Raw genomic sequence first — 21,920 nt, 5'->3', positions numbered from 1 at the left:
AAATAACCCAAGTAAAAACCGCCCACGGGAGCGGTTTACAAAAAATTAAACCAGGATAACTTTAAATATTCAGCTCATGGCTTTCGGCTAATACATATTAAAAATTATTTTTTATACATAAACCAGTAATAATGCGCATTATTTACTTAAATGATGGAAAAAGGAAAATGAAAAAAGGAAAAAGTTTGATACTCGCTCATCCTTTTTCCTCTTTCCCCCTTCCTTTTTCCTTCTTCATCAGTAAAAACCGCTCTGTTAAGAGCGGGTTAAGCAAGGAGTGTTAATCGAGTGTTAAGTTGAAATTTTGTGGAACCTCTAATTATTAGTATAATAAACAACTTAGAGAACACACAAATCAGTGATAGTTCGCATTTTTAATCAACAACGCAAGTTCATCTCCACTCAAACGTTCCTTCTATCTCAGTTCCAATTCTCCTAGCCAACGCTCTAGCAACTACAGGACGGGTGCTATCAAAGCGCGGCTTGAGTGTAAATTTCCCGATGTGCTGATTAAGAGTTAATGGGTCTGTGTAAACTGCTTGCGCTTCAGATTGTTTACAGGTAAGTTCATTCGGTAAAATCCGAGGATTCACGGAATAACCGCGTAGCATAACCGTGTTAGGGTTGCTACCAGGTTCAGATTTTACTGCGTTATTGCCTTCTAGCCATGCCTCTACTTCGTAGGGGACTGTTAATTGTAACGGGTTTCCGGTTTCTGGGTCAGTAGTGAATTGCCCTTCTACGGGGAGAGTAAAAGTTATTTTTATGTTGGGGACAAATGGTTTGCAACACGACATTTTTAGACAACGAATCGCTACTACTTGAGTATTGCAAAACTAAAAATGTCCGTCTCCGCAACATTTTGGTTGAGCAAAATATGGGCTTAGTCCATATGATTGCTCATAAAATGGTTCATTGCTCCACACTACCATTTGAAGAACTGGTACAGATTGGTAGTGGTGGGTTAATCAAAGCGGTGGAACGATTTGACCCCACCAAAAAGCGCAAATTTTCTTCTCTTGCTGTACCCTTCATCCAAGGTGCAATACTCCAGTGGTTACGCGATAAAGGGCGTTTGGTGAAAGTGCCACGCAATTTGCAAGAAACTCACCAAAAAATCAAACGGTATGCTGAAAAGGAAGGCATACCCTACAATATTGCAGCCGAAAGACTCGGCATCACATCGGTATTGGCAGAGGAAGCAAACACAGCGTGTACACAGCATTTGCTCGAATTACCCCAGGCACTAACAACTAGTGAAGTAGACGATGATGATTTCGAGTGGGAACCGTTGTTATCTCAACTCCCACCACAACACGCCGCTATCATCCGTAGTATATACATAGAAGGAATTTCCTTGAATGAAGTAGCGCGATCGCACTCTTTGAGCAAGAGCGATCTGCAAAAAATTGAAACCGAAGCCATACAGCTACTGCGGTCAATCACCCAAGGGCAGAAGAAATGTCCTAGCTGTGGTAAGTATGAAACTATCAAAAATGGTAGGCGCACGGGTAAACAATCTTACCTGTGTAAATCCTGCGGTCATCAGTTCGTAGAAAACCCTGCACCTGTAGGTAGGCGTGGTTATGACCAAGAGACTAGGCGTAAAATTTTGTTACACATCGCCCAAGGTAAAAGCTTGCATTGGTGCGAAATTCATTACAAAGTTGACCACAGCACAGCTTACCTATGGGCGAAAAGTTATGGTATCAAGGGTATAAAAGTTTCGAGAAAACTAATGACGACCCCTGTACAACAACAATGGCAATTAATTGGTAAGTTTAATGGATTGGCTGAATGGCTAACTAAAAACTGTCCTCCGTCAACACAATTAGACAGTGCACTACAACTATTAAGTGAAGCAATGCAGCGTAGTCAAGAAGCTGTGACGACGGAGGCGAAGAAATGAGTGAGGTTTTATGGCTACCCACCAGCACCGTCCTTGAAAAATTTCACCCCGAAAACCCTCGAGAACACACCGAGGAACACGATTTACCTTGGATACGTGATTCTTTGCTTGATTTCGGTTGGTTGGCTTACCCCACAATTCAGCAGAATCTAGATGGTAGCTTAGGTTATCTCATCTCAGGACACGGTAGAACTATAGGGGCTGATTGGCTGAGTCAGCAGGATGATGAATTTTTTGCTAGTGAGTGGAACCGTTGGATAAAAGCTACTGGTAGGGACAAAATAGCCAATAAGCACCAAGGGCGTTTCTGTGCTGACTACTGGTTGAAAACCCCAGTCATCCCCACTACTCTGGATGACCTCAGTCAAAAATCCGCGTTGTTGCGGCTTAACAATACGTCGCACGATGGACGGGACGACCCTGGTAAAATCGCCGCAATTTTGGCACAAATGCCTAAACGTCAAATCAAAACAGCCGGTTGGGACACTTCCACCGCCAACAACTTTATGCAGGCTTTTTTACAAAGGAAGGAAGAGGAACCACAAGAAGAAGGGTTTGACTACCAAGAGAAAGAATATTTTGAACGCCCCGACGCTACAGATTATTCAAGTGATTATTCAGGTAACACGGTTAATGTTGAAGCACGAGGGTCAATTGACGATGACAGTTACATACCATCCAGTATGAACGAGGTAGTTACCGTTGATACAACAGAAGTAACTGAAGGGGTGTTGGCTGAAGTTGAATCAGCTAATTACAACCCGTCAGAAGAGCAAACTCGGTTTTTGGTGTATTTAAATAAAGATGTGCTAGAGGAATTTAAAGAACTTGTTGCCAATGCAGCTGATAAGTTAGGGGTTTCTAAAGAGGGGTTAGCGCAACAGTGGCGATCGCAAACTATATTAGAAGCAGTACGCAAAATAGCTAATCAGCAAGATGCTTGATATAGAAAAATTCCTGGCTCAATACAACAGTAAAAAAGTAAAAAAATATCGGCGTAATTTATCACCTGAATTTATAGAAGCAGCAAGACAACGAATTTTAGCTACTAAGCCTTGGGAGAAATCGACTGGTCCGCGCACAGAAGAAGGTAAGCTTAAGAGTAGTCAAAATGCTTTTAAGCATGGTCGCCGTAGCCGCGCTATGGTTGAAGTTAACCGCGTGATTGCTGAGGTAAAACGCGGTAATTAAAACTAAATTAAGTTGAGTAAAGAATGGCCAATTGGTCATTAACAACATGACCAATGAAGAATCACTTTATGGCAAAAGATTAACCGGAAAGTGGCGCGAGGCTTTCACGGATGCTCAAAACTACGACTACGAAACGATTATTCGTGAGAGTTTTTATGTTGCTCACGGACGAGTTATTAGTCAAATTGAAGGTGCTGGTAAATTTGGCAAGGAATCCAAAACCCTGCTCCAAGCTTGTGAAGTACTGGTAGAGCAGGGGGAACTCACCCAAGAATTCGTAGAGGAATTAAAACTGCGTTTGTTAGGACTTGACTTGGAAGGGATGTTACGTGCTTTTCAGGGTACGCTTGTACTAGCCGATGGGGCAATGCGTCTGAGTAAAATGGGTGACATTCGCCGTCAGTTGGAGATTTGCAAGGCATTTATTGTGGCGGTGCTGAAAAATTCTGGCGATCGCGTGGCGCGCGAGTTAGCTTTATCATGTATCCAGCAGTTAAAATTGGATGCAGATTTACCCTTAGAGCGATTGGAAGCACTCATTAATGAAGCGCAAGAAACCGACATCGAAGGTGTTGCCTCTGGCAGAGAAGAAAGTAGCGAAATCCAAGCGTCCGATGAGCAAGAGAACCAGGACGTGTTAGAGGGGGATTTGTGGGATGGCTAAATGTAAATGCCCTCGGTGCGATCGGCGCTTCGCCGCCGCGCTTCGCGATCGCAAGAGCAATGTTCTTGATGCTTCAGAAATGTCTGACACAGGTTTGGGTAATAGATTTTGTATAAATTGTGGTATATATTTTTACGACACTGGTCAAGCCAGAGGTAGCAAAGAGTCGGAACAAGCAAGGTGAACCAGCATGAGAATAGTTGACGCACTACCCCCAACTCGCTACGCCCAAGCAGCCGCACATGCACGTACTGAGCAATTTAAAAACCTGAAAGCCAAGACAATAACACGTGTACAACAGTGGTACGTTGAACCCCGAGTAAACAAAAACATAGCGCCTGGGCTGTGGTTTGGCTACGGTAAAGACTCAATGGCAACTGCGCTAATTCTGGAATTAGCCGGACTTGACTACACACATCTCATCATTAAAAATGGTGCAGATTTACCCCAACACTGGTTAGTTGAGACTGAATGGCAGGAATATTTGGGTGAACTCTACTTTGAAGACTACACCACAGACCGTCCATTTCCTAACATCATTCGTGCCTATCTTGACTGGGGCAATACTTACGGCTTGAAAACAAAAGAAGGCAAGCTTCTCAACTTTTGGGACTGGGGCGCAGTTGCGGAAAGTATCACTTATGAAGCACTTTACCAATTTCATCACCTCTACGGTGAAGGTGAAGAGAATGTGATGTATCTATGGGGTAATCGTGCTGGAGAAGGCATGGAGAGAGCCTTTGAAATAAATCGAGAAGGTATGTTTCAGTTCCACGACCAAGACGATAAAGAAGCACTCCCCTACATTCGCACATTACCTTTGGGAGACTGGAAAGATATCGATGTTTGGGCATTACTAGTAAGTGAAGATGCCCCTGTTTCACCAATCTACTCAATGCACCAAATACCCCAAAAACAAGGGAATAAAGCTTTTCCTCGTACACTGTGGTATTGCACACCAGAAATATTGTGTTCGCAGTATTACAAATGGTTAGCCTACTATGCACCGGTTCAGCTTAAAGAACTGTGTGATTTATTCCCAGAAATTCAAGCCCGGTTTACTGAAGGAAAAGGGAAAACGCAAGGAGGAAAAAGGATGAAATAATACTCACTCCTTTTTCCATTTTCCTTTTTCCGTCTTCCTTCGGTTGTTTATGCATCCACCCCTCACCTTCGTGAAAGGGCGTTCCATCAACAAACTCTAACCGCTGATACCACGCTACTAGCTCATCTTGGTTAAGTCCATCACCAAGAGCTTCACACCGTAGGCAAATCATGTTGTGAGGGTAAGAGTTGAGAACATCCTTTAGGAGCGATCGCCCATACCCTTGACCTTGAAATTGCTTGTTGACAAACAAGTCAACGATTTCAATATATTTCCAATGATTAACAGCAAACACACCCCCAATAATCGAACCGCAAGGTGTCGTCAATTCGTAGTAAAACGCTTGATGCCTTGATAATAAAGCCATCGGGAAACCTAGTTATGTAACGTTACAAACAGGATTCCATTATGGCTAGACGAGGTGGAGGCAGAAGAACCGGGGGTCAAGGTTTTGGCGCACCAGACCAAATTCGGGGAAATAGAGTGAGAACTGCCAGAGGCGGAACCAGAAACCGAGGTGGTGGACTAGCTGCACCTCCAAGAAGAGCAAGAGGTAGTGCGGCACGGGGAACTGGATTAGCTGCACCGCGAAGAGTTATTAATGTTGGTGGTGGTGCTCCATCTGGTGGAGGTGGTGGCGCGGGACTAAGAGGGGGTTCTCGCAGTCGCGGCAGATCTGGTGCAGATAATGCCCGATCTGCGGGTGCAAGTCGAGGTGGTCGGCGGGCTGCTGCGTCGGCTCCATCTGGTGGTGGCGGTGGTGGAAATAGCCGTCGCGCCAACGCTATCCGTGAACTTGCTAGAAGGGGTGCAACTGAAGGGGAGCGTAATGCGGCAAGAGCAGCAGCAGCAAGACTGGGTATTAGGGTTTAGTACCCGACAGTTTCCGCGATATTAACACTTTCAGCATCGAAACACCGTTTGAAGCACAGGATTTCAAACGGTGTTTCGGCGTTCCACCAATCGCCATGCTGGTATTCGCTACCAACACCCATGATGGGCAGATTAAGGTAATGGTGCTCTTCCAACACGTAGCCGTACACTGTTTTACCTTGCCAGCCTTCTTGTGCAAGAAACTGACTTAAATCCACACCATAACCGTGTAACTTGGCATCAATAGCAAAGGTTTGTGGCGTGTAGGTTTTGATTTCCTTAACTTTAGCCCAACCTAAAATACTGTTACTTGGTACTTCTTCTGGTGAAAAACTCAAGCTTGTCATTCGTTTTATGCACTCGTCCTCTTCTTCCCTGGATGCATAGGAACAAGCATGAATTACAAGCTTACCTTTGTATTCTAGATTTTCTGTAGCTAATTGAATTGTTAAGTCTCCAATTGCTATTCTGATAGCGGCATCTGGTCTTAGAGATAGCGCATAAATATCCTTTAATCCCGCCATAGTTCCCCCCAAAATAGAGCCATTTTAGCTCAATGATTAATCATCCCCCAAGCCAATTTAAAGGCTTCTAGGCGCTCAGGGAATTTATCAGAAATCCCCCAAAATATGCTTTGTTGTCCCCTAATGCCCTCAATGGGTTTGTCGAAGAGTATAGGTGATTTTAAGCAGTAAGCGTAATCTCCAGGACTACCGATGCAGTCAGTTAGCTTGCAGGCTCCTATAATCGCTCCCCTTTTGGCGATCGCCTCCGGCGTGCCCCCAAGGGCATTCGCAATATCAATGCCGTAATCAGTGAAGTATTGGTCAGAAGCTTTACTCTGACTGCTGTGTATTAAAATCCAACCTCTAATTAAGGTCGGTTGTGTGCGGTACTCTTCATCCTTCAGACCTAAGCAGATAGCGTAGGCGAAAGGTGCGTGAATGGAAATGGCTCGTAAATTAGATGGTGTCATAGTTATAAAGATACCCGCCATCCAAGACGGCGGGCATAAGCATCTATCTATATATGAGCAAATTAAGCGCAAAGAATCTGCTTGTTTTTGCGAATCAGGATTGCTTGGGATATTGAAATTGGTTTTGGCATCGGCTGTGGTTGCGCCATTTGTTCAGCCCAGATAGCCAATATAGAGCATCCTGGTAGTTCTAAAGCGATTATTTCTCTTAATTTTTGGAATGTGAATTTATTCTCGCCTGACATTTCTACTATTTTCATGTGTCCTTGGCTATCAATTAGCTCGATTTTAATGACTTTATGTTTGATCGTTTCTTGCCTATCTTTTTCGATTTTATATTGCATATATCCTCCTAAATAAAAAAGCTTGGTGTGACCCAAGCTTTTGATTGTTTTTGTAGGCTAGATTATCGAATCCGTGTATTGGCCGTCTTGATAAAATCCCTCATCTCTGGCAAATAAATATAGTGGTGTGTTTTGCCTCGGATACCAATAATCCCAATAAGCCCATTCGTATTGATATCTGGCTAATTCATGATTGTAGGAAGATAAAAGTACCGTGTATCTGCCAGTTTTTGATGCTTGCTTTGCCAATTTAGATGCTTGCGAATATGTCATGTTTACCTCAAGTAAATTGCTATGTAGAAATATCCCAGAAAGAAATTGATTGGTCGTTTTGAGTAAGGCTTGAATTGCAAGTAAAAAGTAAATCCGGTTAGTTGTCCTATATCGATTTTCATCTTGTCTTTGGATGAAATGCTCTTATGTATATATTATCAAAATAGCCGAATTAATAGGTAAATATTTGAGGAAAATATTAATATTAATAAGAGTCATAAATAACAAGTTTATCAAGCATGGCAATAGGAAACTCTGCTTGGAGAGAGAAACTGGCAACAAGTTTAAGGTTCAACTAACATCAATTTCTGATAAGCTTCGTACCACTGCGTTTTGGTCAAGGTCATATACCCTAGCCGCACGTTTTACAAAGTGCTTTTGAATTTCCTTTTTAAAAGTGGGTGAAGGTATGGCAGCTGTGGCTATCCCTTGCATATCTGTTAGTAAATCAGTGATGGAGAATCCAAGGAATTCATCGTATCCAGTTACCGCCCAATCTACAATTTCACCCCGCGCGATCGCAGATGGTTTCAATACCTGTACAATAAATTCCTTCACTATTTGCCCGTAGCGTTCCAATAAAATCTCCTCTGGTCGCCTATCTTCTGATTTTGATTCACCACTACGAGCAATAATTGAAGCCCCGTCAGCCGCACTCATGGCTATCTGTTGTAGCACGTCGTAAATGTCCCGCTTCACCTCAGCACGGTAGCCAATCGCTGTTTGAATAGAAGCGCCACTGCGTTCAAAGCTGGTAATTGATTGGTTGGTTTTTAATGTGAGGTAATACCCATCCCCCATTTTTCTGTTTTGCAGTGGATCATCGTCATCGTCATCCACACCAGTTATCACTGGCATTGCGTAATTGTTGCTGTACAACGCGTATTCAAGCGCTGCTGTTTGGTTGAAGTAGCTTTTTTGACAATCAAATAGCTGTGCCGCCATCCACAAAGCTTTGGGTAAGGTGAGAGTCACGATTGGAAATTCAAATTTACCCCCTACATTAAATATTGGTGCTCCCTCAATAATTGCTTGTATGGATATATCACGTTCAGTACAATGCGAAATGAAAGGCTCTGGCAGTGGCGGTTTAGAATCACGCTCAATTTTCCGCACCACGTATTTAGACGTGAAGATTGCGCCGTTTTCACGGTAGTAAATGGTAAAAACGTGTTCGGGTATGGGTGTAGCTTCCCATCCTGACCGAACCAACCGAAACTGATGCAGCTTAACAAAATTAAATCCATCCCTCCCGCTATCCCAATCCCACAATGCTGATCGGGGATGCAGGATGACGTAAGGGTTAAGTTCGCCTGATTCTTGTTGCTGGGCTTTGCTTACTGCACCATTTGCTCTTTTCGTGTCGATTTGGGCGATCGCTTTCCCGGTCATCAACGCCATCATCATGGCTTGCATTAGAAAAGTGTTGAATGATGCCCTACCGTCGTCGTCGCCATCTAGCAATGCACCATTTTTGAAAAAGTCGTCAGACCAAAACGGGTCATCACTCCCAGTCGGTGTAGCGGGATTTTTGAACAGTTCCGAGTTGAAACGGGAAAGTATAGGAGCAATTTTATTACAATAAGTTGCAAGTCTCACCCGTTCTTTCATGACTGCTTCAGGTCTACCGTCTGGGTTGGGTAACAGCTTCCTTTTCGTGTCGTCGGTCATGCTATCACCCCCCTCAACTATAGCGGTGAGTAGTTCCCAGTAATCGCAGTAGCGTTGGTGTTCTGTATGGCGGCGTTTTAGGGCTTCGAGGGTAGGCATGGAATAATTCGTAATTTCTAATTCGTAATTTTCCCGAGACTGATTAAAATTACGGCGTTTTTGTTAAAAGAGCAATAATAGCAGCTGTCAAACTAGGCAATTTACTATCAAGCATTAGCCAATGTAATCTATCCCGTTCTTCTTCTGTGAGCGCAATTCTAACTTGTTTGGTTGCCCCGGCTTCTAATTGCACAGGTGTTAATTTCTCAACCGTGAAGAGCTTTTCCTTCACCACAGTATTAGGCACACACCCATTTATTAACGACTCAGGAACCATCACCGTAGTCACAAAAGCTGGTTTTACACGACTCTTCGCATTCTTAGACCGACTCCAATCACCTTTTTGAGTCAGTGTTTTTTTAAGATCCCAGCTAGGATCGCTTAAGCGCCGCCGCATCGCCCCTGGTGTTATTCCTACTAATTTAGCTGCTTGCTCAACCGTTAACTCTTCTTTGGTGTCAGGGTGAATAATTATAAGTGGTTTACGTGACATAAATTTTAAAAGTATTTATTCATATATTAGCAAAATATGGCGGGGTGGGGAACGTTACTAGATTTAGAGCAAGCGACTAAACAAGCCTTGGCAGTAGAAGCCCAAGGTGAAAGTAAAATTACGCTATTTGAAGACTTTGAACCTAACCCCGGTGGTCAAGCGCGGTTCTTGGAGTTGACCAATTGGTCATCCATAGAACCGCTTAAACCACGCTGGTTTGCAGCAATTGGGGGCATAGGTTCAGGTAAATCTTATTCAGGTGCAATTTGGGCGTGTAGCCGTGCTTTGCTTGCTCCTGATGCTAGAGGCATGATAGCTGCTAATAGCTACGGGCAGTTATCGAGGGCTACAATATTGGCACTAGTGGAAGTGTGCCGGACTTTCAATATCCCCTTAGAGCCGTGGCGAGAGTCTCCTGAAGACCAGGCGCTTGCGATCGCCAACTGCCAGCGGTGTTATATTGGACCAGATAGAGCATTTGTGTACGTCCTCTCCGCGACGGCTTTTACCGGAAACACCCAAGCAGGTCGGGGTTTACAAATACGCTGGTTTTGGGGGGATGAATTTGCTTATGCTGCTGAAAAAGCGTTTTTGACAATTGACGGGCGCTTAGGGCGTGGACCAGGCACATTGAAGGGACAAGGAATTCTCACCACCTCACCAGCAGGTTATAACTACCTCTGGGATAAATTCGGCGACCCAACCCGTTCTGATGACCTGAAACGGATTTACCAGATGGTGTCAATGTCATCACTGGAAAATAAAAAGCACTTGGGTGATGATTATGTAGCATCCCTGGAAGCCAACTACTCGGATGAACTCTACCAACAAGAAATAATGGGACAGTTCATCAACACGGTGCAAGGCTTAATTTACAAATACTTCTCAAGGGCTAACCATTGCCTAAATGACCAAGATGCACAGTTACTTGAGTACGACCGTAACCTACCCCTACTGCTCACCTTTGATTTTAACCACACTCCCATAGTAGCGATCGCAGCCCAACGCCGAGCGGGCGAGATTCACTTTTGTCAAGAATGGTTTTTGTTAGACAGTGATATTTGGGAATTAAGCGAACAAATTGTAGGCTGGGTGGAAGAAAACGGCATACCACCAGAAATTCAAATATTTGGTGATGCTACAGGACGCGCTCGCACAGCTGCTAGTAAATTAAGTAGCTGGGATATTGTTTTTCAAGGCTTAGAACCCCTAGCCAAGCAACGCGGTAGAGGGTATTTGGTGCGGAAGTTTGCTGATAGTAACCCCTACGTTGTTAACCGCGTGCATTCAGTCAACCAGTTGTTCCGCCAAAATCGCTGTTTTGTGCATTTCGCCAACTGCGAAAATCTGGTGAAAGACTTCGAGCAAGTGACGTGGAATGAAGAAAGTATCAATAAATCGGATAACCCGCTACTTTCTCACTTGTCTGATGCAGCAGGTTACTTGATTCACGCGATTTATCCCTTTAAGAAAGAAGCACGCGATCGCAAAGTGGATAAGCGCAAGGCTCGAGGATTAGCAGCGTAAAACTAGGAGTCATTTAATTGGGTCAACCCTACCAATACCCAATTCTAGAAACTTTGTTCTTACGTCTTTAAACTCTAAGCCGCAGTAATGATATTGTTTGTCGCGCAAGTTTGCTAGATAATATCCTAGCTTCCCGTGATACCGTCGAAATAACTCAATAATCACATCTTCATGAGTGAGATTGTAAAGAGAGCAGAAATTATCCGGGTCAACAGCTTGGTTGTTGGGATTGTAAAAGACAGCCCCGGTTTTGCAACACCAGCCGTCAGGCTTGCGAATGTAAATTTGCCAGTAAACAGGATGTATGATGGTCATAAGTCATTTAGTTGAATCAGCCCCAGGTTGCATCTGGGGCTGATTACTATTTTACTTAGTCTTCGTTATCCTCCTGTTGGTTTTCTTCGTCCTCTTCGTTTTCTTTTATCTCTTCGCGGATATCGTCTCCATAGGAAATAGTCCTTTCTCCGCTTTGTTCATCGGTAGTTATATATACATCAGCCCCCGCGTGTTCGTGGGTTTTTGATGGCGTGTAATCATCTTGATGTCCATTGTTTTTGCCTGATTGAGTCATTTAGTTGTTTCCTTTGAGGGGAGATACAATTTTTACCCTCATTATTATTTTACCATAAGATATCTTAGGGTTATTATGTACTCATGAGTCTTTAGTCAAGATATCTATGGCAGAAAAGAAACGGATAAAACTTAAAATTACTGAGTTGAGAGAAGCTGCTGGTTTAACGCAGAAGGAATTAGCTCATTTAGCGGAAACGACAGAAACGACTGTTGCTAATTGGGAACATGAGCGAACAGGAGTTGAGCAGATAGTCCGTGTTGCTAAAATCTGTAAAGCTTTAAATTGTTTGCCTTGGGATTTATACGAAGAAGTTGATTAAGTCACCGCCCCATCTGGTATTTCTGGATCGTATTTTGTAACTAAGTCTTGTCCTTCAATCAACCTTGCTTGAAACTGCTGTTGGTTGGACATTGCGTAATGTAAATCAATTGCTGATGTTGCTTGTCCTATGGTATGTCCAAAAGCACCATAGGCGTTTTCTAAAAATTCTTTAAAACCACTAACGACGTCCTGATCGCCTTCATAAGTTAACAACGCCCTTTCATTAGGAGAATTAACATTTAAAGAAACATAAATAGTGTCATTTTTTGCTTTAATTTCATATTTAATCACGTCGTATCACTCCCATAATAAATTGAAAATGTTCTCTATCTTCATTGTAAAAATCTAGCATTGATTGGCTAGAGTGAAATCTTTCTATTCCCATACTAATGACTTCTGTAGAGCCATCACGATAAACTTTACCAACATAGGGGTTAATGTAATTTCCTGGCTTGGCTATTTCATCATCATCGTATCGCCCATCTTTAACTAAATTATTTAATGGTTGTTCAACTCCCGTTGCTCGTTTATCACGCCACTCACGAGAGGCCGTAGCAATTCTACTATCTTCGTATTCAATGTGATGCCCCATTTCATGGTATACAGTTCTTGGTTCGGCAAAAACGCCGACATCAATAACTCTATCTTGTTTATTAGCATAAGCTCTGAATGATTTAGCTTTCAAAGTGTCTAGCGTAGAATTTCCTGCACCCCTAGCAATTTGGTAAAATTCTGTAGCGGAGGAAGCTATTATTTCGTTATCTGCACCAAGTCGAGAAGATTCGATTCTTTTAGAATTAACCATCATGACAGCATCTTGACGCGGCATTCCATTTTTAATTAATCCGGCACGATAATCCTCCATAATTTTTAATCTTTCTTGTTCACTTTTAGCTCTAAATAATTTAGTATCAAGTTTACGAATGTGTTTTTCCCCACGGTTCATTATAGAATCGTGACTAAGCTGTTTATCTAGTTTTTCTTCTGCATCAAGACGAGATAACAAATTTATATCCGGATTTTTGTCTTTAAATTCTTGAAGTGTTGATTGATATTTTAAATGTGGATAAAATCTTTCAAAAGCTGATAATTCGCGTTTTAATTGTTTGTTTTTACCTTTATTTATATTTGTTCTCTCATCTTCAATGACAGCTTTTTTCTTGAGTTCTTGAACTATCTCTTTGGCAGATTCACGTATAGCATCTTCATAGGCTTTATCAGCAGCTTTTTTACCGTGTGATTTTAAAATTTCGTCATATTTTTTACCATTATTAAGAATAATATGTTTATAGGATCCATCTTCTTTATAGAGTTTGAACTGCTCCTGAAATACTTCTTCTAGTAGTGCGTCAAAATCTTTCTCTTTGTTTTTTATTCTTTTAGTTTTTGATGCGATTTGTTTGGCAGCATCTTTTGGAGCAAACCTACCTTTCTCATCTCGGCTTACTTTGGCTTCATTAAAGGTAGATTCACTCAATTTACTTCTTAATTTTCCTAATTTGCTCACGGGGAATATTAAAAACACCGCTATTAAATTTCCCGCGCACAGATTTATGCCCCTAGACCCCGAAATCCAAAAAGCCATAGCTGACACGGTAAAAGAGCAATTAACCTCAGTGTTTGGCGAAGCAGTAAAACCGCTAACTGAGCAACTGGAAAAACAGCAGCACGACAATAAAAAGCTATCAGAGGCATTCACTACGCTGTCAAATTCTATACCTGGTCTACTTGACGAACGACTCAAAGATATTAAGCCTTCACTAGATTTCATCAGTGAAGTAAAAAAGGAGTACGAAGCTGAACAAAACGATACTGCGGGTGACAATTCCGACTCAGATAAGTTACGTGAAGCAATACTTGCCGAAATTAAGAAAGACTATGAAAGTAAGTTAACTGCACTACAAACTCAGCTTGACGAACGCGACAAAGAAACCAAAGCTTTACGTGAAGCCGACCGTCAAACCAAGATGCGAACCGATGTATTAAATACGATGCGTGGCTTGGGCACAGTACGCCCCAACACTGAAGAAGACTTGCTCACATTACTAGAAAAACGTGGACTACTGGTAGAAGAAGGCGATCGCTTGTTTGTCAAAGGTGTCGATAAATTTGGTGACGCGACTAAAGCTGAATTCAAGGACATCCTACCTAAAATGCTGGAAACAGACTTTGCTCACTTTGCCGTACCTCGCGGTGGTACGGGGACAGATGGCGCTCCAGGAAATCGCGCCACACCATCACAGTACAATTTTGAAGGAATGAGCGCCCAAGATATTTACAATCAGTACGGTACAGACGAGGTAGCACAAAAAGCATTGGTATCCGAGCTTGAAAAGCAATATGGGAAACCTAGCTAAAAAGTTATTTTCGTGTTCATAAATGCCTTCTCCGCCATTTTCGTCTAATTCTGCTTTAATTGAAACCGCGATCGCGCAACGTGCCCTTACACAGTTAAATCTAGCTGCTATGTATCCCCGCGTTGCCGTGCGGGACTTTGAACCAGGGGCGTTTGAACGTGGTGATGATGTAAAAATTCGTCGTCCTAAACGCCGCACGGCAACTGACTTGAACCCTCGTGTTGCTCCTTACATTTTCACTGAAGCTCAATTTTTTGCAGGGAGTGTGAAACTTGAGCGGTTGTGGACAGATGGTTTTCTGAGTTATGGCTATGACAGTAACCAAACAATGGAGCGTTATCTAGCCGAAACCTCAGACCAAATTGCTGATGCTATCGTTACACCCAACGATAGTTATATGTATAGCCAATTCCGCACATGGAATATTGCCCCTACAGGAAACGTATCATTAGGCGACCATCCCCCCATCGCAATTTCAGCTTGTGTGGATAGCAGTGGAAACTTAACCAACTTCAATAATGAAGGGCTGCGTGGTGCTAACGTCTTTTTAGATAAAGAAAATGTTCCGTCAACTAACCGTTATGCCATCATCTCTTCTACTGCCAAAGGTGCTTTCCTTGGTGATAGCGTGGTAGTTACTGGTTTTGCTGCCACTAGTATTGGCGGCGGGCAGCTTCTACAACGCGGTTTACAACTGGGCGATTTTACCGAGCGCTACGGATTTATGGTTGGCGGAAGTAATACGGTTGGCAACCAAACAGGCGTAACTGACCTTGATACTGTTACTGGAACCCAAGGAACCTTGCCCATCGCTTCAGTCGCAGCAAACACAGCTTTTCTGTATGCTGATAATGCTACTACTACCTACGTTGGGGCAGTAGACTTTACCTTAACTGTGGGTACAGCACTCCAAAATGTTGGGGTTGGGCAAATAGCCAGAATTGGCACTAATACTAAAGCTACAGCATTTGGGGTGATTTTGCGAGTCAGTGGCAACGTAATTACCCTTGTTCCCTATGCCCCTAATGGCACTAAATTGGGATATGGCGACATCACGCCTGGGACAGATGTATTTAGCATTCCTACCATCCCCAGCGTGAGTACCGTAAACCACACAGAGGGGCTTGCTATGGCAACACGTCGGATTGCGGAACCACGTCGTGGTAGTGGTGCGGTGGCGGCTTCCATTACAGACCCAGTTACTCAGTTAAGCATTCAAGTCTTTACCGGACAGTATGACTTGGGAACCGTCAGCGAACGCAATGCCGCATACATGCTGACTGGGAGCAAAATCACAGATTTTCGTAAATGCGGGTTAATTCTTTCTTTGTAAAGGGTATTGTTATATGCCAATAATGTACGAACCTCAATACGGGATGCCGACGCAAGTTCTGGAAGGACGAGAAAATGATTTCTTGGCACTGGGCTATCGTAGAGAACCACCACCGATACTCATCACACCACCACCCGTCAAGGAAGAAGAAAAAACACAGGTTTTTTCCCCGGTAGTTGACAACCAGCCACCTGGAGCGGGGTTTATTATGGTTAACTCCGCATCTCTCAAAGAGCTAACCGAACGCCTTGGTTTATCCACAGCCCAAGCAAAAGAATTGCGGGATGGACGACCCTACAAAACAGTTGAAGACCTCATTGCTAAAATTCCTGGAGTCAGTTGGACAACGCTAGATTCACAAATTAGTTATCAAGTTAACACTCTTGAGACACCAACAGTTTAATGCCACTCACCGACCACCAAATAAACCTACTATTCGAGGTATATGAAATTACCCAGCGCGATACTACTGTTGTGGTTGGTGGTGAGGGTAGTTCTCGTCTGCAACCTGATTTATTTAATAGCAATACGCCAGTAAGGCAAGCATTACAAAACGCGATCGCACTCATCAATGATTCGCCGTCACAAACCGAACGAGTTGGGACAATTCTAGAAGAGTTTGAATGTATCTCTCTTGACCCCAGCAATATTGATAAAGACGGGTATCAACTGCGCCCACAAAAAAACCTAGCCGCAATTCGAGCTAGGTTATATCCTTACACAGGGATTTTATTTAAAAGTGGTGGAAACCGAGGGAATAAGATTTGCTTGGGTTAAGGTTTGAAACTTGAATTCAATGTACTCTTGCAAATCGATCTGACGTACCTTAGTTGCTCCCATTTTTACTGCTGCAAGCTTTTTCTCTTTAATGGCACGTCTAATTTCTGCCTTGGGCATCCCTGATAAAATCGAAGCTTCTTGAATTGTTAATAGAAATTTTTGGCTTAAATTAGCTATCCGGTAATAAGCCATAATCTCGCCAGAACAAGCCTGAAATTCGTTTTGTAAAACAGACGTAATATTTGTGTGTACCAAAGCACTATCATCATCTGAGTCTGGCAAGGTTTGGAGAAACTGTGCGATCGCCTCCTCCCCCAAACCCTGAGCCACGTGATATTCATCCAATCGCTTCAAGTCCTCGGATAAAACATAAGAGCGTCCTTGAATTTTAGCCGGTTTTATCTTGCATTGCGCCAAGTAGTCGGCGTAAAGCTTTGACTTGCCCACATTGTATCTAGTGGTTAGCTCTGAAACTGGATAGCGATCAATTTGTGTTTCCACGGACTTCCACGGACTTCCTCAATTAAGAACCCTTGATATTTAGATTACTCTGTGTGGGAAAAATTAGATTACTTAAATCAATGTATCAATAAATACTTACGTATATGAATTTTATAAGCGCAACAGACAAAGATTATACGGACGCTCTAAACTTGGTTCTGCAATTTGAAGGCGGGTATACCAATGACCCCACTGACACTGGTGGTGAAACAAATTATGGAATAATCCACAGCGAATATGACCAGTACCGCCGGAGCAAAGGGTTGGCACCTCAAAACGTGAGGTATATGAAGCTAGAGGAAGCCAAAGATATTTATAGGAATAAGTATTGGCTTGGAGCAAGTTGTAATCAGTTCACTCGTAGGGTGGCGATCGCTGTCTTTGACTGGCAAGTCAACAGTGGACGTGGTGTTTCAACCCTGCAAAAATGCCTTGGAGTAAAGGCTGATGGGATTGTGGGGCACCAAACCCTTAACGAGTTTGCTTACTGGCTAAGTAAGCAAAGTGGAGAAGATAGGCTACTTTCTAACTACTTCGATAATAGGGAGCATTCTTATAGATGCTGGGGTGTAGGTAGTCAAGCGTGTTTTCTTGAAGGTTGGTTGAATCGGCTTAACCAATTGAAAAAGTATTTGGGGGTGGAATAATGAAAGAAACAATAAACGCTGTAACCCCTTTATTTTTGGCGTCTATTGGTTGTGCTATAGCGATTGGAATGCTAGTTACAAAGGATTTAAGTGATACAAAATGGACAGCGGGACTGGGAGTTGCTTCCACCGCGATCGCCGGAGCAGCAGGCTTGGCGCAAACTTCAGGAAAAGAGGATAAAAAACAAGATTAGTGAACTGTTAACGGTTGACAGTTAACAGTTACCCCATATGAAACATCTAATAACAATTACAATTAACAACATCGATTACTTAACAAAATATTCTTTGTCTGACCATTACATAATTGGCAGGAATAAACAGAAATGTCAAGAAGTTTTACTATCATTTAGTAGCTCAGTAATACCAATAGTCTTACCACAATCAATTTTAAAGTTATCCGGATTTCACTGCACTTTATACAGAGATAGTGCTGGATACTTAATTATAGATGGTTGGGGTAGGTACAAAAGCACAAATGGAATTTATGTAAATGGTAAAAAGGTAGAATCTATGTTCTTAAAAAATAATGATGTTGTTTATTTAGGATGTCAGGAAATTATTCTTAAATACCACAATGACGAGCAAGAAGAAAATGAAATTCCAGAGTACCAAAAAACATTTACTGCAAAAATATCTTAAGTACGAAAAATTTCTGTTGTCATTAATCGTTACATGGATATTTTCTGCATCTTTTATGTGGTTGGCCAAAAGTCTTTTTAAGATTTACCTTCCTTTTAGTAGTTGGAACATATTCTTACAAACAATAGGTGTATTAAGCTTCTTAGTGGCAATTATTAGTGTTTGGTTGACATGGAAAACCGAAAAAGATAATTCTTTACAAGTAGCTGCTGCTAGGAAAGAAGAAAAAATTATCTCTTCTTTAGAAAGCCAAGAAAAATTATTATTAGAACATATCGCCAGAGCGCGTACTTTTGAAGATTTACTTTTAAACACTCAAAAAGATGTTGATGATTTAAGAAATCAAATATGGAGACTATCGGCGCAAGTTCAGCAAACTGATACTGAATCGGTTATGCTGCGTAAAATGGATTTACTAGAACGAAAATTAGCTCATTTTGAAAAGGTAGGGTAGTTCACTTTTCTGCAATTCCATAAGCCAGCATCGTGGTGGATGTCGCTGCTACTTGGGCTTGGATTCTCACTGAGTCCATGCCATCGCATCGCATCCGAAACCAAGCTGTGGTCGAGGCGCTAAGTGCGACAATAGTACCGCTACTCACACCACTGTTAATGATTTCGGCACTACCGTTATTACTTTGCTTACCATTGCTGGTGGTGAAATCGGCGTTGGTGGATGCAATAGTATAGTATGTACCAGAACTGCTATTGAATCGTGCTTGCACCTGTAAAGCTGAAAGTGCGACAGTCCCAGTGTTTTGCAGTTGTACCCCTAGCGTTGACTTCCCACGACAATCAAAAGTGATGACGGTTGTAAGTGATGTATCAACTGTTACGGCACTACTTGTTTGTGATTCTGCAAAATTTGACTCAGCCAAAAATCGCACCATCGCCATCAAGGAACCGGAACTGAGGGATGCATCCCCAATTGCACCCACCGTATTAGCGATGAGCGATCGCAGTTTGGCGTGAATGGAACCTGTATTAGAAGAAGCGTCACTGGCAGTTCCTAGCCCTTCAGACAGGGTACGCAACCGCGCCATAACTGAACCTGTAGTAGAAAGGGCATCGGCTGCCGTGCCAATCACGTCGGCAAAATTCCGCAATTTGGCATGAATGGAACCTGTACTAGAAGAAGCGTCGCTGGCAGCCCCTAACATATTTTGCCAAAGCCCACGAATCACGGCACCAAGTGTGCCTGTGGCGGTAGGGGTGGTGATGGGCGAATCACTAGCTGTCCCCAAGCGGTCATAGGTTCCTTGGTCAGAAAAGGAAAATATATCGGGGTCGTCACTTGTACCATTTCCAGAAGAATTTTTACGTTGGCGAATAGAACCATCGCCTGCGACATAAGGAACACTCATCAGAATTCAGTTGCAAAAATAGAGGTTTGTTGGTCCGTAAATACTGCCGAATAATTGACCGAGGTGAAAGTCAGTGGGTAGGATTCTGCCCACTGCGAAGACTTGCCATTAATATCTATGGCAGCTACCCTCACGTAATATTTCCCAGACTGCAACCCCTCATATTGCGTGCTGGTACTGTCAACAGTTCGCGTTTCCACCCAATCGCCGTCATCACCTTTTCTATATTCCACAAAATAACTGGTAATGAATTGGTCGCGTTGCCCGTTGTTTAAAGGATATTGCCACGAAGCATCTAATGTATAGCTAAAAGATGCTCCATTGTTAATGGAAATGGAACGGTAAGACAAAGATATATTTCTAGGAACATTTACAACCAAGGGTACTCTATTGATTGTAGGGCGTGCTACCAGTGACCAGCCTTGTTCAATGAAGTTATATTTATCCCCTCGGTATTCTAAAGCCGTGATTTCGTGCAGCATTTCTGTACTCCCAGGTGCGGGTAAGCGGTTGAGCACCCGAAAGAGTTGGGGTTGTACAGTGGTACTAGCTAATACCCAGTTACTCTCTAGTGGAGGTGTTTCACTTAAAGGTGAATTAAGGTGAAGGGTGGTGTAGGAGCCTGGTGGGTCGGTAACATTACGCTCAACTACCGTGCCATCGGCCATCATTACAGTTAAGGCGTAGGTTTCACCAGTGTTTAATGCTACTGGATTATCTAAAGTTACAGAGTCAAGAGTTGATGCTACAATCAACCCACCGTACCGGATATCGGCACGTTTTGCGTCGGAAATTCTGATAATGTCGCCTGGTTTGGTGTAAGCGCCATATGCCCGGACACGAAAAGTTACAGTTTCCGTCTCTAAGCGTTCTGTAAGCAAAGCTGCCAGTCCTGCACGGTGCGCTTGTCCTCTAGAAGTACAGGCGAAAGCGGTCATTTCCAGTTCACGGACACCATATTTAGCAATGCCATCGGGGTCTTCAACTGTTTCTATTGTCTGCCTGTAAAAGTCGTCGGGGTCGAGCCAAGTTACTAGCGCAATTGTATGACGGGATTTCAAGCCGGTTCTAGTGTAAGAGAACATCCCATTTTCAATATCCGCCTGGGTGAACTGGGCGACGGGTGAAGCAGGTTTGTCGGATGCAAATGCGATCGCGCCATTCATCCAGTACGAGAAACCACGGAAAATTGACCGGAGAGATTCGATAACTTTATACGCTTCTCCCTTGCCTTCAATCAGTACGTGGCATTGAAAACGATGTTCCATGCCGCCTTCACCGTTGGGTACGTACTCGTTGCAGTACTGACTGATTTCGTACAAAGCCCATTTATTTATTTGGCTTTGGTTGATGTAGCGACCCAAGCCGTAGCGGGAATTGGTGATGAGGTCGTAGAGAATCCACACAGGGTCTGCGATCGCTACACTTGGAGTATAAAAAGTGCCATTCCAGATACCACTGTATGTTAACCCTCTCGTAGCCGTGGGTGTGGAGTTGGTGGGGATGGCGATTTTTCGACCCGCAAGCTTGAGTGAGATTTGCGGCAATTGCTGGAATTGAGCGGCGTCAAAACGAAAACCAAATAAAGCACTGTTAGGGTAACGCAATTTGGTTTCCGTGGCTTGAATTAGGGTACGCCACTGCAAAGTGCGTTGGTAGCGTGTAGTATCACTGTCTTGAGGGGTTACACGTTCCACCCTGACTGAAAAATCGCTAACCGTACCGCCTAAGTTATTGACTGGAAAGCTGTATTCAAACTCAGTTAGCGCTGAATATCGACCTTTGATGGTTTGGTCTAGACGTAGTACAAACGCACCATTCCCCTCCTTTACGTAAATGCGAAATTGAATTTTCAGTCCCAATACCCCTCCCTTGGGAGGGTATTCTTGCAACACTACCCCAAGCCGCACGCGGACTATATCAAGATTGGCGTTGGTAACAGAACGAGTTAGGGGTAGTGGTTGCTTGATTTCAGAATTGATATTTGTTTCCAAGGTGATTTCGTCGGAAAAGCCCGGTAACCTATCTTGGGCTTGTGTTCCGCTTCGCCAATCCCAACTAAAATTGGTAAAGTTGGATGAACCATCAGTATTTTGGGCTGGGGTTTCATCAAAATAGATACTTTGCGCCCCATTAACAAGTCCTTCGATTTCCCCTTCACTGACTATGCCTAGCATTTGGGCATAGGAGACACTGCGCCCACTATCCGGCTCTTCTTTGGGCTTTTTATTTTTACCGCCGCCTCCACCTGATAGATTTCGTTTTTTCTTGGGCAT

32 protein-coding genes are annotated in these 21,920 nt (G+C 43.1%); 17 read left to right on the top strand and 15 right to left on the bottom strand.

What is annotated here, in order from left to right; all coding sequences use genetic code 11:
• Positions 1-392: 392 nt before the first annotated feature.
• Positions 393-797, bottom strand: coding sequence for a hypothetical protein (locus G4P69_RS14970; protein ID WP_208344306.1), 405 nt, complete (start codon positions 795-797; stop codon positions 393-395).
• On the opposite strand from G4P69_RS14970, the gene G4P69_RS40455 reads away from it, so the two are divergent.
• Genes G4P69_RS40455 through G4P69_RS14940 form a run of 6 tightly spaced genes read left to right on the top strand, consistent with a single transcriptional unit; the run spans position 779 to position 4,869 of the window.
• Positions 779-1,909 carry a sigma-70 family RNA polymerase sigma factor gene (locus tag G4P69_RS40455; protein WP_208344305.1) on the top strand — a complete coding sequence of 377 codons (1,131 nt, stop codon included), beginning with the start codon at positions 779-781 and terminating at the stop codon, positions 1,907-1,909. The two genes, G4P69_RS14970 and G4P69_RS40455, sit on opposite strands and share 19 nt — an antisense overlap.
• Entirely contained in the window at positions 1,906-2,853 is a 948-nt protein-coding gene (locus tag G4P69_RS14960; protein WP_208344304.1) for a ParB N-terminal domain-containing protein, read from the top strand. The genes G4P69_RS40455 and G4P69_RS14960 overlap by 4 nt, the downstream gene beginning before the upstream one ends.
• Positions 2,846-3,100: a hypothetical protein gene (locus G4P69_RS14955; RefSeq protein WP_208344303.1), complete on the top strand. Its 255-nt coding sequence runs from the start codon at positions 2,846-2,848 to the stop codon at positions 3,098-3,100. Before G4P69_RS14960 ends, G4P69_RS14955 begins: the two co-directional genes overlap by 8 nt.
• Positions 3,101-3,146: 46 nt before the next feature.
• Positions 3,147-3,764, top strand: a complete 618-nt coding sequence (locus G4P69_RS14950) for a hypothetical protein (RefSeq protein ID WP_208344302.1) — start codon at positions 3,147-3,149, stop codon at positions 3,762-3,764.
• Entirely contained in the window at positions 3,757-3,948 is a 192-nt protein-coding gene (locus tag G4P69_RS14945) for a hypothetical protein (RefSeq protein WP_208344301.1), read from the top strand. The genes G4P69_RS14950 and G4P69_RS14945 overlap by 8 nt, the downstream gene beginning before the upstream one ends.
• A gap of 6 nt (positions 3,949-3,954) precedes the next feature.
• Positions 3,955-4,869: a phosphoadenosine phosphosulfate reductase domain-containing protein gene (locus G4P69_RS14940; RefSeq protein ID WP_208344300.1), complete on the top strand. Its 915-nt coding sequence runs from the start codon at positions 3,955-3,957 to the stop codon at positions 4,867-4,869.
• Here G4P69_RS14940 and G4P69_RS14935 read toward each other — a convergent pair.
• Positions 4,823-5,236 carry a GNAT family N-acetyltransferase gene (locus tag G4P69_RS14935; protein ID WP_208344299.1) on the bottom strand — a complete coding sequence of 138 codons (414 nt, stop codon included), beginning with the start codon at positions 5,234-5,236 and terminating at the stop codon, positions 4,823-4,825. The two genes, G4P69_RS14940 and G4P69_RS14935, sit on opposite strands and share 47 nt — an antisense overlap.
• Positions 5,237-5,277: 41 nt before the next feature.
• Here G4P69_RS14935 and G4P69_RS14930 point away from each other — a divergent pair, with 41 nt between their 5' ends.
• Entirely contained in the window at positions 5,278-5,742 is a 465-nt protein-coding gene (locus G4P69_RS14930) for a hypothetical protein (protein WP_208344298.1), read from the top strand.
• Here G4P69_RS14930 and G4P69_RS14925 read toward each other — a convergent pair.
• From G4P69_RS14925 to G4P69_RS14900, 6 genes are all read right to left on the bottom strand, one after another.
• Positions 5,739-6,266, bottom strand: a complete 528-nt coding sequence (locus G4P69_RS14925) for a hypothetical protein (RefSeq protein WP_208344297.1) — start codon at positions 6,264-6,266, stop codon at positions 5,739-5,741. The two genes, G4P69_RS14930 and G4P69_RS14925, sit on opposite strands and share 4 nt — an antisense overlap.
• 29 nt (positions 6,267-6,295) lie before the next feature.
• On the bottom strand, positions 6,296-6,718 hold the full coding sequence (locus tag G4P69_RS14920) for an ASCH domain-containing protein (protein ID WP_208344296.1): 423 nt from the start codon (positions 6,716-6,718) through the stop codon (positions 6,296-6,298).
• A gap of 62 nt (positions 6,719-6,780) precedes the next feature.
• Positions 6,781-7,062 (bottom strand): hypothetical protein, encoded by a 282-nt coding sequence (locus tag G4P69_RS14915; RefSeq protein WP_208344295.1) that lies wholly within the window; start codon positions 7,060-7,062, stop codon positions 6,781-6,783.
• A 57-nt stretch (positions 7,063-7,119) separates the two neighbouring features.
• Positions 7,120-7,335 carry a hypothetical protein gene (locus tag G4P69_RS14910; RefSeq protein WP_208344294.1) on the bottom strand — a complete coding sequence of 72 codons (216 nt, stop codon included), beginning with the start codon at positions 7,333-7,335 and terminating at the stop codon, positions 7,120-7,122.
• A gap of 291 nt (positions 7,336-7,626) precedes the next feature.
• A complete protein-coding gene (locus G4P69_RS14905; protein ID WP_208344293.1) occupies positions 7,627-9,105 on the bottom strand; it encodes a hypothetical protein in 1,479 nt (492 codons plus the stop codon).
• Positions 9,106-9,154: 49 nt separating this feature from the next.
• Positions 9,155-9,598 (bottom strand): hypothetical protein, encoded by a 444-nt coding sequence (locus G4P69_RS14900; RefSeq protein WP_208344292.1) that lies wholly within the window; start codon positions 9,596-9,598, stop codon positions 9,155-9,157.
• A 36-nt stretch (positions 9,599-9,634) separates the two neighbouring features.
• Here G4P69_RS14900 and G4P69_RS14895 point away from each other — a divergent pair, with 36 nt between their 5' ends.
• Entirely contained in the window at positions 9,635-11,125 is a 1,491-nt protein-coding gene (locus tag G4P69_RS14895) for a terminase large subunit domain-containing protein (protein ID WP_208344291.1), read from the top strand.
• Between the two features lie 9 nt (positions 11,126-11,134).
• On the opposite strand, the gene G4P69_RS14890 is transcribed toward G4P69_RS14895, so the two are convergent.
• Positions 11,135-11,440: a hypothetical protein gene (locus G4P69_RS14890; RefSeq protein ID WP_208344290.1), complete on the bottom strand. Its 306-nt coding sequence runs from the start codon at positions 11,438-11,440 to the stop codon at positions 11,135-11,137.
• A gap of 55 nt (positions 11,441-11,495) precedes the next feature.
• Positions 11,496-11,696: a hypothetical protein gene (locus G4P69_RS14885; RefSeq protein WP_208344289.1), complete on the bottom strand. Its 201-nt coding sequence runs from the start codon at positions 11,694-11,696 to the stop codon at positions 11,496-11,498.
• A gap of 106 nt (positions 11,697-11,802) precedes the next feature.
• On the opposite strand from G4P69_RS14885, the gene G4P69_RS14880 reads away from it, so the two are divergent.
• Complete coding sequence (locus G4P69_RS14880; protein WP_208344288.1) at positions 11,803-12,018, top strand: helix-turn-helix transcriptional regulator; 216 nt, start codon at positions 11,803-11,805, stop codon at positions 12,016-12,018.
• Here G4P69_RS14880 and G4P69_RS14875 read toward each other — a convergent pair.
• Positions 12,015-12,311: a hypothetical protein gene (locus tag G4P69_RS14875; protein ID WP_208344287.1), complete on the bottom strand. Its 297-nt coding sequence runs from the start codon at positions 12,309-12,311 to the stop codon at positions 12,015-12,017. The genes G4P69_RS14880 and G4P69_RS14875 overlap by 4 nt on opposite strands.
• Positions 12,304-13,497, bottom strand: coding sequence for a hypothetical protein (locus G4P69_RS14870; RefSeq protein ID WP_208344286.1), 1,194 nt, complete (start codon positions 13,495-13,497; stop codon positions 12,304-12,306). Before G4P69_RS14870 ends, G4P69_RS14875 begins: the two co-directional genes overlap by 8 nt.
• A gap of 76 nt (positions 13,498-13,573) precedes the next feature.
• Here G4P69_RS14870 and G4P69_RS14865 point away from each other — a divergent pair, with 76 nt between their 5' ends.
• From G4P69_RS14865 to G4P69_RS14850, 4 genes are read left to right on the top strand one after another with little or no spacing between them, the layout of a single operon-like run.
• Positions 13,574-14,377 (top strand): hypothetical protein, encoded by an 804-nt coding sequence (locus tag G4P69_RS14865; RefSeq protein ID WP_208344285.1) that lies wholly within the window; start codon positions 13,574-13,576, stop codon positions 14,375-14,377.
• A 22-nt stretch (positions 14,378-14,399) separates the two neighbouring features.
• Positions 14,400-15,710: a hypothetical protein gene (locus tag G4P69_RS14860; RefSeq protein ID WP_208344284.1), complete on the top strand. Its 1,311-nt coding sequence runs from the start codon at positions 14,400-14,402 to the stop codon at positions 15,708-15,710.
• A 13-nt stretch (positions 15,711-15,723) separates the two neighbouring features.
• On the top strand, positions 15,724-16,113 hold the full coding sequence (locus tag G4P69_RS14855; RefSeq protein WP_208344283.1) for a helix-hairpin-helix domain-containing protein: 390 nt from the start codon (positions 15,724-15,726) through the stop codon (positions 16,111-16,113).
• On the top strand, positions 16,113-16,487 hold the full coding sequence (locus G4P69_RS14850) for a hypothetical protein (protein WP_208344282.1): 375 nt from the start codon (positions 16,113-16,115) through the stop codon (positions 16,485-16,487). Before G4P69_RS14855 ends, G4P69_RS14850 begins: the two co-directional genes overlap by 1 nt.
• Here G4P69_RS14850 and G4P69_RS14845 read toward each other — a convergent pair.
• A complete protein-coding gene (locus G4P69_RS14845; protein ID WP_208350458.1) occupies positions 16,440-16,991 on the bottom strand; it encodes a helix-turn-helix domain-containing protein in 552 nt (183 codons plus the stop codon). The two genes, G4P69_RS14850 and G4P69_RS14845, sit on opposite strands and share 48 nt — an antisense overlap.
• Positions 16,992-17,095: 104 nt before the next feature.
• Here G4P69_RS14845 and G4P69_RS14840 point away from each other — a divergent pair, with 104 nt between their 5' ends.
• From G4P69_RS14840 to G4P69_RS14825, 4 genes are read left to right on the top strand one after another with little or no spacing between them, the layout of a single operon-like run.
• Positions 17,096-17,638: a glycoside hydrolase family 108 protein gene (locus G4P69_RS14840; RefSeq protein ID WP_208342364.1), complete on the top strand. Its 543-nt coding sequence runs from the start codon at positions 17,096-17,098 to the stop codon at positions 17,636-17,638.
• Complete coding sequence (locus G4P69_RS14835) at positions 17,638-17,832, top strand: hypothetical protein (RefSeq protein ID WP_208342366.1); 195 nt, start codon at positions 17,638-17,640, stop codon at positions 17,830-17,832. The genes G4P69_RS14840 and G4P69_RS14835 overlap by 1 nt, the downstream gene beginning before the upstream one ends.
• Before the next feature lie 37 nt (positions 17,833-17,869).
• Complete coding sequence (locus G4P69_RS14830) at positions 17,870-18,280, top strand: FHA domain-containing protein (RefSeq protein WP_208342368.1); 411 nt, start codon at positions 17,870-17,872, stop codon at positions 18,278-18,280.
• 16 nt (positions 18,281-18,296) lie between these two features.
• Complete coding sequence (locus G4P69_RS14825; protein ID WP_208342370.1) at positions 18,297-18,734, top strand: hypothetical protein; 438 nt, start codon at positions 18,297-18,299, stop codon at positions 18,732-18,734.
• A 1-nt stretch (position 18,735) separates the two neighbouring features.
• Here the strand turns inward: G4P69_RS14825 and G4P69_RS14820 are convergent, their stop codons facing one another.
• Entirely contained in the window at positions 18,736-19,644 is a 909-nt protein-coding gene (locus G4P69_RS14820; RefSeq protein WP_208342371.1) for a hypothetical protein, read from the bottom strand.
• Positions 19,644-21,920 carry a host specificity protein J gene (locus tag G4P69_RS14815; RefSeq protein WP_208342373.1) on the bottom strand — a complete coding sequence of 759 codons (2,277 nt, stop codon included), beginning with the start codon at positions 21,918-21,920 and terminating at the stop codon, positions 19,644-19,646. Before G4P69_RS14815 ends, G4P69_RS14820 begins: the two co-directional genes overlap by 1 nt.

The sequence above is a fragment of the Aetokthonos hydrillicola CCALA 1050 genome (genome assembly GCF_017591665.1).
In the GTDB taxonomy this organism is placed as follows: Bacteria; Cyanobacteriota; Cyanobacteriia; order Cyanobacteriales; family Nostocaceae; genus Aetokthonos; species Aetokthonos hydrillicola.
This window is presented reverse-complemented; position numbering and strand designations above follow the sequence as displayed.